The sequence below is a fragment of the Candidatus Kaelpia imicola genome (assembly GCA_030765505.1).
In the GTDB taxonomy this organism is placed as follows: domain Bacteria; phylum Omnitrophota; class Gorgyraeia; order Kaelpiales; family Kaelpiaceae; genus Kaelpia; species Kaelpia imicola.
In genome coordinates, this window is sequence record JAVCCL010000032.1 from 19642 (window position 1) to 33646 (window position 14005).

Sequence of the window (14005 nt, forward strand, 5' to 3'; positions counted from 1 at the left end):
AATGGTACATGTAGGAATAATAGGGGCATTAGGATATACAGGTAAGGAGATTATACATTATCTCTCTAGACATCCGATTGTTAAGATATATAAGCTCTGGGATAAAGCGGTGGATAAAAAGGGTGAGAGAATAGACTCAATATTCCCTGAGTTTAAAAATATAGTAAATACAAAAGTTAAGCAGTTTAACAAAAAAGATCTAGACTCTGTTGATGTTGTCTTTCTTGCTCTTCCGCATACTATATCTATGAAGCTTGCTCCGGATATTTTAGATAGAGTGAGTCTTTTGATAGATCTCTCTGCGGATTACAGGTTTAAAAACTACAGGTCTTACCAGAGATGGTACAAGGTAGACCATCTGGATAAGAAGAATTTAAAAAGGGCTGTCTATGGTCTTCCTGAGATCAATAGAGACGAGATTAAAGGAGCTAAGCTTATTGCTAATCCCGGCTGTTACCCGACAAGTATGATATTAGGTTTATATCCTCTTGTTAAGGAAGGATTGCTCGGTAATGCGCAAGTTATAGTCGATTCTAAGACCGGTACCTCCGGTGCAGGAAGAAAGGCAGCCACAGGGTTGATATTCTCTGAGCTTAACGGTAATCTCAGGCCTTATAAGATAAATAAACATCAGCATATGCCTGAGGTTGTAGCGTTTTTTAAAGATGAGTTAAAGAAAAACCTGGATTTAAGTTTTATTCCTCAGGTGATACCTATCAATAGAGGTATAATCAGTATGATATATGTTGTATTTAAGAATAAAAAGAGAAGAGACCTTTATGGATTGTATAAAAAATATTATTCCAAAGAGCCTTTTATCAGAATATCTAAGAAGAGTGAGTCTCCTGAACTAAAGAACGTTGCTTTTACTAACTTTTGCGACCTGGGTTATTTAGATTTTATAAACGACAATACATTTTTGATAATTTCATGTATAGATAATTTAGGTAAGGGAGCCGCCTCTCAAGCTGTGCAGAACATGAATATTGCTCTTGGCTGTGACGAGAGAGAGGGGCTAATATGATTGTACCTAAAGGGTTTGTTTTTAACGGAATAGACTCTAATGTTAAGAAAACTAAAGACCTTGGTATTATAATAACTGAGGCAGGATCAAATGCGATTGGATTTTTTACCCAAAATGAATATAAATCTGAGTCTCTTCTGGTTTGTAAGAAGAATATTAAAGACGGTTTTGCTCGAGCCATTATTGTAAATAGCGGCTGTGCTAATTGCGGATTGGGTAAGAGAGGAGAGGTTGCAGCATTAAGGATATGCTCTAAAGTTGCCGAAAAGATAAAAGCCAAGAAGACTGATATATTGCTTGCCTCTACAGGTCCGATAGGTATACCCCTTGAAGAGAAGAAGATAGTCTCTAGCGTCGATAGATTAGTAAAGGGAGCGTCAAGTACTAAGGCAGAAGATTTTGCTAGAGCGATTATGACGACAGATAGATACCCCAAGACCTCTTCTCTTAAATTAAAGAGCGGTGTTACTATATTAGGCATAGCCAAGGGTGCCGGGATGATAGAGCCCAATATGGCTACAACCCTAGCGTTTCTTTTGACAGACGGGAAGATAAGAAAGAGTTCTCTGGCTAAGATTGTAAGATCAGCCCTTGATCTGACTTTTAACAGGATATCTATTGATGCCGGCCAGAGTACAAACGATACTTTTCTTGCTTTGGCCAATGGCGTTAGCTCTGTTGATGTCGAGGCTTCTAAAGATAAGAGAGACGAATTTATAGAAGCTGTTTTTAAGGTATTATTTGATTTAGCATATGGAATAGTTGAAAATGGTGAAGGGGCAACTAAAGTTGTAAAGATAGAAGTAAAGTCTGCAAAGAGTAAAGCGATAGCTGAAAAAATATGCAGGAAGCTTGCATCTTCAATGCTCTTTAAAAGCTCGCTATATGGTAATAGTGCTAACTGGGGCAGAGTTCTATCTTCAGTCGGCTCTTTATGTTTGGGTGTTGGTAAGAGTTATGATATAAGTTATGGCAATATCAAAGTTGTTAAAAATGGTCTGAGTCTGTATAATAATAAAAAGAGAGCCAACGATTATTTAAAGAAGTCTAAAGAGATAAAAATTATTTTGGATTTTAAAAGGGGTAAGGACGGGTTTTTCCTATATACAACAGATCTTTCCCCTGACTATGTTAAATTAAATAGCTAATGGAAGATTTAATCAAAAAAGCTCAGATATTGGTTGAGGCGTTTCCTTATATTGAAGAGTTTAGAGGCAAGATTATTGTAATTAAATACGGCGGCAGGGCTTTATTAAGTGAAGATGCAAAGGATAATATATTAAAAGATATAGCCTTTATGTCTCTTGTAGGCATAAAGCCGGTTATTGTTCACGGCGGCGGTTATAAGATTACAGAGTCGATAGCTCAATCGGGAGGAATATCTAAGTTCATCGAAGGAAAGAGAGTTACAAATAAGAAGACCATGCAGATGGTCTATAGAGTTCTTAAGGATATGAATGAGAATCTAGTTAGTGAGATCAAGAGTTTTAGAGGTAATGCAGAGGGTATTGATTCTAAGATAGATAAAAGTGTATCTGTAAGGCAGGAGTCAAAGAAATTAGGCTATGTAGGAGTGGTTGATAAAATTAAACCGGGAGATATCTTAAAACTAATAGAGAGAGAGATTATACCTGTTATTATGCCTGTTGGGCTTGATAAAGAGGGTGAGTTATACAATATAAATGCAGATGATATGGCTGCAGAAGTGGCAATGAGTTTAAATGCTGAAAAATTAGTTTTGCTTACTGACGTAAAGGGTATTTTAAGAGATAGGAGTGATGAAGAGAGCTTGATATCGAGCTTACATACATCAGAAGTAGATCAGCTTATAAAAATAGATGTTATATCAAGCGGTATGATACCTAAAGTAAAAGCCTGCCTCAGAGCCTTAGACAGAGGCGTCAGAAAGACTCACATCTTAGACGGCCGGGTACCTCATGTTATTCTTCTGGAGGTATTTACAGAAGAGGGTGTGGGGACAGAGATTACGATTTAAGTTACGTAAGCGAAAAATAGTAGTATTATTTGTTTTTCTTCTATTTTCATGTTATAACTATTGCAGTTAGATATTCGAGTTTAATACTGGGGGTATAAAATATGATAAAAAAAAGAGTTGGTGTTTTTTGTTTTTTGTTTTTATTGACAACTGTTTTGTCCCGTCCTTCCTATTGTGAATATTGGGATGATTGTTTGCTAGTTTTACCAGGGATTGCATCTGGAGAATATCCTACTTCCTATTGTGAATATTGGGATGATTGTTTGCTAGTTTTACCAGGGATTGCATCTGGGGAATATCCTAACGACGTTTCGGAAAAAGGTTTCAGTAAAATATTATTAGATAATTTTATAAATTTTTCAGATATCTATCAGTTTCAAGAAATTATTGAATTAGATAATTTTATTCAATTAGAATTGGTTCCAAAAGAGTTCATTTTTTTTAACCATGATATAGGTTTAGATGAAAAGACAGGGCTGGTATATGACCACGTCCGCATTTTAGTTGATTCTGGAAAAATTACTCAGGTAGGTAATTATTCAGCTCCTTCTAAATTTTCTTTGCAAATCCCTGTTTTGTTAGGGGTAATTCAACAGAAGCCTGGATTTGAAAATGTTGGTATGAAACCAGAAGAGGCAAGGGATATATTAGTATCTACATTAAGCACTATCTCTGATTTCATTGATACTTATCCTGAGTATAGAGGATTTATACCATGGGTAGAGATTAATTTTGATGGGAACATTAGTCCTTCTGATAATAAAATTCCTTCTCTTGATAATGGTCAATTTACATGGGCTCTAGTTGTTTTGGTTTCTGCTTTAGAAGAATCGAATAATGACAAAGAATGTCTTTTAGTTCGTATGGCAAAAGATATTCTTAAAGCTCAGGATTATTCTAATTTTTATGATTCTGATTTAGGTATTGTCTATGGTGCTGTAGGGTTGAGCTTTGATACAGGAGAGTGGGTAGGAACAAATTATGTGCTTAATGATATGTTTGAAGGAACCATGGCAGTATTATGGGGGGTGCTTAATGGTTAAATACCCGAAGAAGTTTGGGATAACCTAAATATTCCTACTATAGAATATAGAACTCAAGCAGGAGAAGATATTACTACGTTAGAAGGTTTTAGGGGCTCCTTCCATGAACATTGGGCATTGGCATTTTTACCGTTTATGGATTCTAAGCTAGCTCCTTTATATGAAAATTTTCTTTATGCTCAGGCTGATTTTGCACATAAAAATGGTTTACCTGGGTTCCTTTCGACAGTTTATGATTCTAAGGGTAGTTATCGACAGATGGGTGTTCCGGAAATAGCTGCACAGCCTGTAGATAGAAGCGATGTTGCTGTTGGTTTTGCAACGGCTATGGCAATGTTAATAGATAGAAGAATAGGTGCTATCTGGTTGAATAATTTTTACAATTTTCCAGGTGTTTTAACTCAAACAGGAGCAGTAGAGTCTGTCGGCTCGGATGGTTATGCAGATATTTTTACTGCCGATGGTAAGGGTATGACTATCTTAGCCTCCACTGGGGGTGTGGTTTCCGAGGTCGAGCTCTACCTTAAAAATAATTTCGTTCCGGGAACAGATATTACCATGTACGATAGATTTGTACAGCTGTTAGATTCTAAATATGAACAGATGATGGAAATGCGGGAGAATCAGACTATATACACGCCAACAAAGCCATATCCTTTGCCAGCTGAAAACCAGATTACTGTAGAGACTAAAGAATTACCATCTTCAGATTCCAGTGTTAATCTAAACGATTATTTGCAGCCGGGACATTTGCACGGTAAAAATGTTAGTTCTCTCGGTTACTCCGTGCTCATTGATGATGTACGTTCTGGAGGCATATTGGAATTTGAGTTTAGTATTCCTGTTTCGGGGGATCAATGGGCTTTTCGGGGGACTTATTTATCGAAAGGTATCAATATATCTGAGATGAATTATCTTGTAGTTTCTATACCCGCTGATAGTAAGCCACATTTATTTGACATCGAATTAAAACGAGACGATACACGATTAGCAACTGCTCGTATTAATACTACTCAGGAAGGCGTTATATCTGAGGATGGGTTATGGAAGACAATCGTTGTTGAAATTAATCCTGATATTGTAACAAAAACATATTCTTGTAATTATATTGCAGTTGCTATTCATAACCCTGCAAATCTTCCTTCTAATTTTAGACCTTATGGACGTGAAGGGGTTATCTGTTTAAATAATATATTGATTACCAAAGAGCATCCTTTTTTGGAACAAATTGATACATCAGAAATAGTGCCTGTAGTGGAAGGGGGAAATGAGATTGTTCAATACTGGAGCCCAAGTCATGGTAATTTAGATATAATTGAGGATAATAATCGTGATGTTATAAGAATCAGCAATACTTATGGTGCCCCGGGATGGAGAGGAGGATATATATCTCCTACGGATATTTCTGGATATGGGATAATGGTTATTAAAGTAAGAAATATAAGCGGTAAACCTAATAGTTTTTATATAGAGTTAAAAAATGAACAGGATAATATTTTAGGTAAAAAGAGGAGAATTAATTTACCTTCTGATTTTGAATGGCATATAATTAGCATAAATATTCCCTGGCTAATATCAAAACCTGCAAACTATCTGGCTATTTCTGATCCGGAATGTTCGTTTGAACTGTCTTCTATCGCATTTATAAAAAATTAGCAATGTTTTAATATAAATGTAAAGTTTCTTTGTTTTTAAAGTCCTTTTTAGTATAATCTTATCCAATAATTAAACTAGGAGGAAGATGTGGTAGGATTAGATTTATTGAAAGAGAGATGTGATAGTAAGAGTTTAGAGAAAATTTTCGGCTTGGGTCAGGAAGTTATTGATTTTATCGTTAAATATGTTGGACTATGTAATCCCGATAGCGTATTCATAAGGAGCGATTCAGAGCAGGATGCAGAGTATATTAGGAATAAGGCGATAGAGCTTGGAGAAGAGAAAGCTCTTAAGACAGAAGGCCATACTATCCATTTTGACGGCATCCGTGATCAGGCCAGAGATAAGGAGAATACGAAATTCTTAATCACTCCGGACTTTAAACTTGAAGGTCTTAACTCTATCGATAGAGATAAAGGGATAGATGAGATAGAAGAGCTGCTTAAAAATATTATGAAGGGCAAAGAGATGTATATTCTCTTTATGGGTTTAGGTCCTGTTGATTCTGAATTCTCTGTCTATGCTGTTCAATTAACAGACTCTTCTTATGTAGCTCATTCTGAAGATATTCTTTATAGGGGGGCATATGAGGTTTTTAAGAAAAATCCGGATCTTGGTTTTTTTAGATATGTCCATTCAGCAGGCGAGTTGAATGAGAATAAGGCAAGTAAGAATATAGATAAGAGGCGTGTCTATGTTGATTTTTCAAAAGATTCAGTATATTCAGTAAATACTCAGTATGCCGGTAATACAGTGGGCTTAAAGAAGCTAGCCCTCCGTCTTGCAATAAGAAAGGCTGACCGTGAAGGTTGGCTTGCCGAGCATATGTTTGTTATGGCTGTACATGATGAAGATGGGAATAAGAACTATTTTACAGGAGCCTATCCGTCGTCTTGCGGTAAGACTTCGACCTGTATGGTGGAAGGTGAAAAAATCGTAGGAGATGATATTGCTTATTTAAAGAAAAGAAACGGTTCTGTTTATGCAGTTAATGTAGAGAGAGGTATATTCGGTATTATAAGAGACGTTAACTCTAACGATGCCCCCTTGATATGGGAAGCACTCAATGGGAAGGGAGAGGCAATATTCTCGAATATACTGATTAAAGATAAGGTTCCTCATTGGAAAGGTGATGGTAGAGTTACGCCGAGAGAGGGAGAGAACTTTTCAGGTCATTGGTATTTAGGTAAGATAGATGAGTTCGGTAATGAGATTTCTTCTGCCCATGCCAATGCAAGATATACAATAGGGCTTAAGGACTTAGAGAATGTTGATAGTGAGATAGATAACCCAAAAGGAGTTTTTGTAAAAGGGATAATCTATGGCGGCAGGGATTCTAATACCTGGGTACCTGTGTTTGAAAGCTTTGATTGGATTCACGGTGTTGTTGCAATAGCAGCATCTCTGGAATCTGAGACAACTGCAGCAACCTTAGGTAAGACTGGCGAGCGTAAGTTCAACCTTATGGCTAATTTAGATTTTCTATCTATTCCAATAGGAAAATATATAAAGAACCATCTCGATTTTGTAAAAGATATTGAAAAGCCCCCGGTTATATTCGGTGTAAATTATTTTCTGCGTAATGAACACGGCGAATATATAAGCGGTATGCATGATAAGAGAGTATGGCTTAAATGGATGGAGCTAAGAGTGAATAGAAAGGTTGAAGCTGTAAAGACTCCTATAGGCAATATACCCAAATATGAAGAGGTCAAGAAAATATTTAAAGAATTATTAGGTAAAGATTTTTCTTTAGATGAATATCGGATATTCTTTAGTATAAGATGTTCTCAGAATTTAGATAAGATTGAAAGGATAAGTAATATCTATCACGGATTTAAAGGTATCCCTGAAGCTGTATTCTCTGTGTTAGATAAGCAGGAGAATAGGATTAAAGAGGCTCAGAATAGATTCGGTGATTTAATAGTCCCGGATAAATTTATTTAAAATGGGAAGAACATACTTATCAAGAGAAGCTTACGAAAGATTTAAAGAAGAGCTAAAGCAGCTTAAGTCTGTTAAACGTAGACAGATCTCTAAAGACCTAGAGTATGCTAGGTCTTTAGGAGATTTAAAAGAGAATGCCGAGTACCATGCGGCCAAAGAGGCGCAGGGGCTGAACGAGAAAAAGATTTACGAGATAGAGATGAAGCTCTCAACAGTTGAACTTATTGATAATCTTGATATTTCAAAAGATGAGATAAGGATAGGAGCTAAGGTTAAACTGCTTGATCTTGACGATGAACAGGAGTCTGAATATAGATTAGTCGGTGCTGATGAGTCTAATCCTTCAGAAGGTCTTATCTCCGTTGATTCTCCTATAGGAAGGGCGCTTTTGGGACATAAGAGAGATGATAAGTTGGATATAAAAGTTCCGGCTGGAATCTTAAAATATAAAGTTATCGATATCTCCCGTTAGAATTTTATCTATAGAGTTTATTCCCAGCAGATAGTCTTTTGTCAATTCTCTATCTTCTGCAGTTTTTATTAATATAATTATGTTTTCTTTCTCCTTTTTCGTAATATTGCTGGAAAGAGTAGTTTTTTCGTTTAATAGGTAATATAATAGATTTCAAGTTTTTTAAAAGTTTAGTGCCAATATTTAATCTTTTGAAGACAGTTATAATAATTCCAACCTATAATGAAAGGGATAATATTCTTTTTCTTATAGATATCTTAAGGAAGAGGTATCCTGAGTTTGATCTCTTAGTTATTGATGATAACTCTCCCGACATGACTTATGGAGTAGTTCAAGAGGTCTCTATGAGAGACGAGAGGGTCAAGCTTCTCTTTAGAGAGAAGAAGGAGGGTTTAGGCAGAGCACTCTGCTCTGGTTATCTTTATGGGATAACTAATGGTTATCAGAGGTTGATACAGCTTGATGCCGATCTCTCCCATCCTCCTGAGTATATTGATGCAATATTAAGGGGTTTAGACTCTTCAGACCTTGTTATAGCCTCCAGAAATATAGCCGGAGGCGGGGTCAGAAACTGGTCTCTGTTTAGGATATTAGTGAGCCGTTTAACCAATCTGACAGCCGGTATTATGCTGAGGATAGGTGTAAGAGATGCGACTTCTGGTTTTAGAGGATTCTCAAGAGATTTTATAGAAGATTTTATAAAAAAAGGTCCTATATCCAGAGGTTATGTTATTCAAATTGAGACAACTCTCTATGCTAAGAGATCAGGGTATGGTATAAAAGAGGTGCCTTTTATATATAGAGAGCGGGAGGAGGGTAAGTCAAAACTGAATATTAAAGAGGTTTTAATTTCGGCCTTTACACTTATAAAACTTGTTTTTAAAAGATATGATTGAATAATTCAGCTATTACGTATTAGAATTTTTAAAATGAAATACAAATTTTTATTGATATTACTGGTGTTATCGATAGGCTGTGCAACTGCGCCTTCAAGAAGATACTCTTCTTATTATAAAGAGATAGAGGGGAGAGGACATATATCTTTAAATGAATTTGCCAGGAAGTATGATTTTCAAATAGATTTTGACCCCTTTCTCAAGAAAGTATATCTTACCAAGGGAGATAGTATTGAGCTGATATTTGCACTGGAATCTTCGGTAGCCTTGCTAAATAACCAGGTCCTTAGGCTGGAAGGCAGCCTAAGGGTAGAGAAAGGCGATCTCCGGCTCTCTTCCCAAAGTGCCAGAATGATTATAAATCAGATCTATTATGATAAGAAACCTCAGGAGAAGAAACAGAAAAAGATATCTGATATCTATCGAGTACATACTATCGTATTAGATCCCGGCCATGGCGGGAAAGACCCGGGGGCGATAGGTGCAAGCGGAGTTTATGAGAAAGATCTGGTTTTAAGTATAGCAAAGATACTTAAGTCTAAACTGGAACGTGCAGGTTATAAAGTAAAGATGACACGCAATGATGATAGCTATATCTCGCTCTGGAATAGAGTTGCTTTTGCTAACCGTGAGGGAGCGGACCTCTTTCTCTCTATACATGCCAATAGTGCCCGGGCAAAGAGTGCCTCCGGTTTTGAGGTCTTCTATCTTTCAGAAGCGAGTGATGAAAGTGCAAGATCGCTTGCTGCAGCCGAGAACTATCCCCTGGGTTTTGAGGAGAGTCTATCTAAAGATTTAAATGTTCAGGCAGCTATCTGGGACCTTCTATATACTGAGAATAGAAAAGATGCAATAAGGCTGGGTAGAAAGATATGTTTGGCTGTGGATAGTCTGGTTTCAATTAAAAATAGAGGTTTAAAGAGCGCCAACTTTTATGTTTTAAGAGGTGCGCAGATGCCGGCTGTATTAATAGAGGTTGGATTTATCTCCAACAAACATGAAGAGTCTAATTTAAAGACCTGGAGATTTAAGAATAAGGTAGCAGAGGCATTAGTTAGAGGTGTTGAATCTTATGAGAAAGAGTATCTGGTGAGCTATGGATATAATAGATAGAAGAGAACTGCCGATAGCTGTTTTTGATTCCGGAGTAGGAGGACTTACAATTATTAAGGAGATCTTAAATATCTTACCTCAAGAGTCAGTCCTCTATTTAGGTGATACTGCGCGGGTACCTTATGGAGCTAAATCAGCCGGGACAGTTAAGAGGTTTACAGAGGAGGCTGTCTCTTTTTTCGCGTCTAAGGGAATAAAGATGCTCCTTGTTGCTTGTAATACCTCATCAAGCCTGGTTCTACCTGATCTTAGCGGAGATTATGGTTTTAAAATACTGGGGGTAGTCGATGCAGGAGTAGAAGAGGCCGCTAAGGTGAGCAGGATTAAGAGGATTGGAGTGATAGGGACAGAGGCGACTATAAGCAGCGGGGTTTATGAGAGAAAGTTAAAAGAGTTAGATTCTGACTTACAGGTCTTCAGTAAGTCTTGCCCTCTCTTTGTTCCTCTTGTTGAAGAGGGATGGATAGATGAGCCTGAGAGTTATAAGATAGCCTCTAAGTACTTAAAGAGTTTAAAGGATAAAAAGATTGATACTTTAATATTGGGCTGTACACATTATCCTTTAATGAAGAGGGTGATTCAGTATGGGATAGGAGAACATGTTGCGCTGATAGATTCTGCCAAAGCTTTCGTAAAGAAGGTAAGAGAGGTTTTATTAAGCGATGATTTACTCTCCAGGAGAGATGATAAAGAGTATAGCTTCTATGTAACAGATGAGCCGGATAAATTCAATGAGCTTAGCGAGCTATTTTTAGGCGCTGCTATAGGTAGAGTTAAAAGAGTTGATTTAAAGGAGTGTAATAATGTATCAGATTTCAATAAAGTATAGTTTCTCTGCTGCCCATAACTTAAGGGAGTATAAGGGCAAGTGTGAGAATCTTCATGGCCATAACTGGAATGTAGAGGTCTATGTTGAATCGGATAGATTGAATGAAGAAGGCATGGTCATTGATTTTATAGATTTTAAAACAGTCTTAAAAGGGATATTGGTTAAGTTAGATCATAAATATATAAATGAGATTAAGCCGTTTGATAGCTTGAATCCGACATCTGAGAATATTGCCTGTTATATCTTTAAAGCGATGGGGGAGGCTTTGCCTGAGAATGGTATTAAAGTAAAAAGAGTTGATGTCTGGGAGACTGATTCCTCTAAAGCCAGCTACTATGAATAACAGAAGAGGTGTTGTTCTATTATCGGGGGGGATTGATTCTTCAACCGCTCTTTATTATGCGCTTAATAAGGGTTACGAGATTAAAGCTCTTATCTTTGATTATAGTCAGAGACATAAGAGAGAGATTGATTCGGCTAAGAGTATAGCTTGTGCAGCAGGGATTGAATATGAGATTATCAATCTAGATTTTAGCTGGAGCAGCAGTGCTCTTTTAAATAAAGATATAGAACTGCCTCAGGGAGATTTGGATAGAGAAGAGATACCTCTAAGTTATGTACCTTCAAGAAATATAGTTTTTCTCTCCATTGCTTTAAGCTATGCTGAGGCAAAGTTATTTGATGAGATATTTATTGGTATCAACGCAGTTGACTATTCCGGGTATCCGGATTGCAGACCCTCTTTTATAGAAACATTCCAAAGAGTTGCAGATTGCGGAACAAAATCAGGCGTTGAGGGTAAACCGATAAAGATATCAACCCCTCTCTTAGAGCTAAAAAAATCAGAGATTATAAAACTAGGCAATAGTTTAGGTGTTCCTTTTGATTTAACTTTCTCTTGTTATAGAGGAGGTAGTGAATCCTGCATGAAGTGTGATTCTTGCTTAATAAGAGAGAAGGGTTTTAAAGAAGCAGGATTAGAAGATCCTATAGTTAAAAAATGAGAGATTTAAAGGCTAAGATATCGGAGATTTTTTATTCTATTCAGGGAGAGGGGATATATCTGGGTTATCCCCAGGTGTTCATAAGGTTCTGGGGTTGTAATCTAGATAGCTGCAAGTATTGCGATACCAAGTTTAATAAGTTTAAGGAGTATACCCTGGATAGTCTTAAAAAAGAGATTAGAGGTTTAAATAAAGGCTGCCACTCTATATCTATCACAGGAGGAGAACCTTTAATTCAGGTTGATTTTATCAAAAAGCTCCTTAAAAACTTAGAGAAGAGTGAAAAGATCTACCTTGAGACCAATGGAGTGCTGTCTGATCAGCTTGAGAAGGTTATAGAGAATGTTGATATAGTTGCTATGGATATGAAGCTTCCTTCAGCTACAGGACTAAAACCTTTTTGGGATGAGCATAGGAGGTTCCTGCTTATTGCCTGGGAGAAGCAGGTCTTTGTTAAGATAGTTGTGACAGAAAAGACTACTATGAAAGATTTTAGAAGAGCCCTTGAGATTATCCTCTCTGTTGATACCTCAATCCCTCTTGTTATACAGCCCTATTTTGAAGATAGTTCTCCTAAGCTCGTGGATAAACTGCTAAAATTCCAAAAGGAGGCCGTTAGGTCTCTTATGCATGTAAGAGTAATACCTCAACTGCATAAAGGAATAAATATAAGATGAGAATGGATTTTAAAAGAGTAGCCAAGGAGCTTTATCTCAAAGCGAGCTTTGATTTAAGGAAAGATATCAAGAAAGCTTTGGTTAAAGCTTATAGTCAGGAGAGAAATAAGCTAGCTAAAGAAGCTCTAAGTGCAATCTTAAAGAACGCGGAGCTTGCTAAGAAGAATAGAATGGCAATCTGTCAGGATACAGGTTATCCGGTGTTTTTTTTAAAAATTGGTAATGTAGGTATTAAGAATTTAAATAATATAACAGAAGATTTAACTAAAGGAATAAGAGAGGCAACTATTAAAGGTAATTTGCGTAGCTCTGTTGTAATTGACCCATTAGATAGAAAAAAAACAGCCCCCAATATACCTCCTATATTCCATGTAGAATTTAATAATAGTAAGAGATTAGAAATAGAACTTTTAGTTAAAGGTTTTGGCTCTGAGAATCAGACTAAGCTTTGTATGTTAAATCCGAATATTTCATATGGCGATATTGTAGATATAGTAGTTGATCATATTAAGGTTGTTGGTTCTAAAGCTTGTCCGCCTTACATTATAGGCATTGGAATCGGAGGAACAGCTGATAAGGCTATTACGCTCTCAAAAGAGGCGACATTAATTAGCTTAGATAAGAGAAGTAAAGATAAGAGATTGGTGAGTTTAGAGCAAGGAACAAAAAAAGAAGTAAATAAGCTTAAAATAGGGCCTTTAGGCGTGGGTGGAGAGACAACATGCTTAGGAGTTAAAGCATTAACAGCCCCAACCCATATCGCAGGATTACCTCTTGGGGTAACAGTATCTTGTCATGCTGCAAGGAGTGCTAAGAAGGTTATCAAGTTTAAATAATGAATATCAGGAGTCCATTAAATAGAGATGTAGTTAAAGGATTAAAAGCAGGGGATCTGGTTTACTTGAGTGGTGTTATCTATACAGCTCGGGATAGAGCCCACAAGAAAATGTTTGATTTAATAAATAAAGGAAGAGAACTGCCTCTTGATCTAAAAGATTCGATTATATATTACTGTGGTCCTACTCCAGAGAGGAGAGGAGAAGCTATAGGTTCCTGTGGTCCTACGACAAGCTCTAGAATGGATAATTATACTCCTTTACTACATAAGTTAGGGCTAGGAGCAACAATAGGAAAAGGAGAGAGAGCTAAAGATGTGGTTAGTGCTATTAAAAAATATAAAGGAATATATTTCTTAACCTGGGGCGGCTGTGGTGCCTACTTAAACAGCTTTGTTAAGAGTTCAAAAATAGTAGCATTTAAAGAATTAGGTGCTGAGGCAATTAGAATACTAGAGGTTGAGAAATTCCCTCTGGTTGTTGGAATCGATAGTAAAGGGAGAACAATTTAG

15 protein-coding genes are annotated in these 14005 nt (G+C 36.8%); all 15 read left to right on the plus strand.

The window, feature by feature from the left end; genetic code table 11:
• The first annotated feature begins 1 nt into the window (after position 1).
• On the plus strand, positions 2 to 1024 hold the full coding sequence (argC, locus tag P9L98_05045; protein ID MDP8216664.1) for an N-acetyl-gamma-glutamyl-phosphate reductase: 1023 nt from the start codon (positions 2 to 4) through the stop codon (positions 1022 to 1024).
• On the plus strand, positions 1021 to 2172 hold the full coding sequence (gene argJ, locus P9L98_05050) for a bifunctional glutamate N-acetyltransferase/amino-acid acetyltransferase ArgJ (GenBank protein MDP8216665.1): 1152 nt from the start codon (positions 1021 to 1023) through the stop codon (positions 2170 to 2172). Before argC ends, argJ begins: the two co-directional genes overlap by 4 nt.
• Positions 2172 to 3020, plus strand: coding sequence for an acetylglutamate kinase (argB, locus tag P9L98_05055; GenBank protein ID MDP8216666.1), 849 nt, complete (start codon positions 2172 to 2174; stop codon positions 3018 to 3020). The genes argJ and argB overlap by 1 nt, the downstream gene beginning before the upstream one ends.
• A 101-nt stretch (positions 3021 to 3121) precedes the next feature.
• Positions 3122 to 4063, plus strand: a complete 942-nt coding sequence (locus P9L98_05060; protein ID MDP8216667.1) for a hypothetical protein — start codon at positions 3122 to 3124, stop codon at positions 4061 to 4063.
• A 135-nt stretch (positions 4064 to 4198) separates the two neighbouring features.
• A complete protein-coding gene (locus P9L98_05065; GenBank protein ID MDP8216668.1) occupies positions 4199 to 5719 on the plus strand; it encodes a hypothetical protein in 1521 nt (506 codons plus the stop codon).
• Positions 5720 to 5806: 87 nt separating this feature from the next.
• Positions 5807 to 7666, plus strand: coding sequence for a phosphoenolpyruvate carboxykinase (GTP) (locus P9L98_05070; GenBank protein ID MDP8216669.1), 1860 nt, complete (start codon positions 5807 to 5809; stop codon positions 7664 to 7666).
• 1 nt (position 7667) lies between these two features.
• Entirely contained in the window at positions 7668 to 8138 is a 471-nt protein-coding gene (gene greA / locus P9L98_05075; GenBank protein ID MDP8216670.1) for a transcription elongation factor GreA, read from the plus strand.
• A 191-nt stretch (positions 8139 to 8329) separates the two neighbouring features.
• Positions 8330 to 9034 carry a polyprenol monophosphomannose synthase gene (locus P9L98_05080; GenBank protein ID MDP8216671.1) on the plus strand — a complete coding sequence of 235 codons (705 nt, stop codon included), beginning with the start codon at positions 8330 to 8332 and terminating at the stop codon, positions 9032 to 9034.
• Between the two features lie 33 nt (positions 9035 to 9067).
• Entirely contained in the window at positions 9068 to 10147 is a 1080-nt protein-coding gene (locus tag P9L98_05085) for an N-acetylmuramoyl-L-alanine amidase (protein ID MDP8216672.1), read from the plus strand.
• On the plus strand, positions 10131 to 10976 hold the full coding sequence (murI, locus tag P9L98_05090; GenBank protein ID MDP8216673.1) for a glutamate racemase: 846 nt from the start codon (positions 10131 to 10133) through the stop codon (positions 10974 to 10976). Before P9L98_05085 ends, murI begins: the two co-directional genes overlap by 17 nt.
• Positions 10951 to 11319: a 6-carboxytetrahydropterin synthase QueD gene (queD, locus tag P9L98_05095; GenBank protein ID MDP8216674.1), complete on the plus strand. Its 369-nt coding sequence runs from the start codon at positions 10951 to 10953 to the stop codon at positions 11317 to 11319. Before murI ends, queD begins: the two co-directional genes overlap by 26 nt.
• Positions 11312 to 11980, plus strand: coding sequence for a 7-cyano-7-deazaguanine synthase QueC (gene queC / locus P9L98_05100; GenBank protein MDP8216675.1), 669 nt, complete (start codon positions 11312 to 11314; stop codon positions 11978 to 11980). Before queD ends, queC begins: the two co-directional genes overlap by 8 nt.
• A complete protein-coding gene (locus tag P9L98_05105; GenBank protein ID MDP8216676.1) occupies positions 11977 to 12657 on the plus strand; it encodes a 7-carboxy-7-deazaguanine synthase QueE in 681 nt (226 codons plus the stop codon). The genes queC and P9L98_05105 overlap by 4 nt, the downstream gene beginning before the upstream one ends.
• A gap of 2 nt (positions 12658 to 12659) precedes the next feature.
• Positions 12660 to 13493, plus strand: coding sequence for a fumarate hydratase (locus P9L98_05110; GenBank protein MDP8216677.1), 834 nt, complete (start codon positions 12660 to 12662; stop codon positions 13491 to 13493).
• Complete coding sequence (locus tag P9L98_05115) at positions 13493 to 14005, plus strand: FumA C-terminus/TtdB family hydratase beta subunit (protein ID MDP8216678.1); 513 nt, start codon at positions 13493 to 13495, stop codon at positions 14003 to 14005. The genes P9L98_05110 and P9L98_05115 overlap by 1 nt, the downstream gene beginning before the upstream one ends.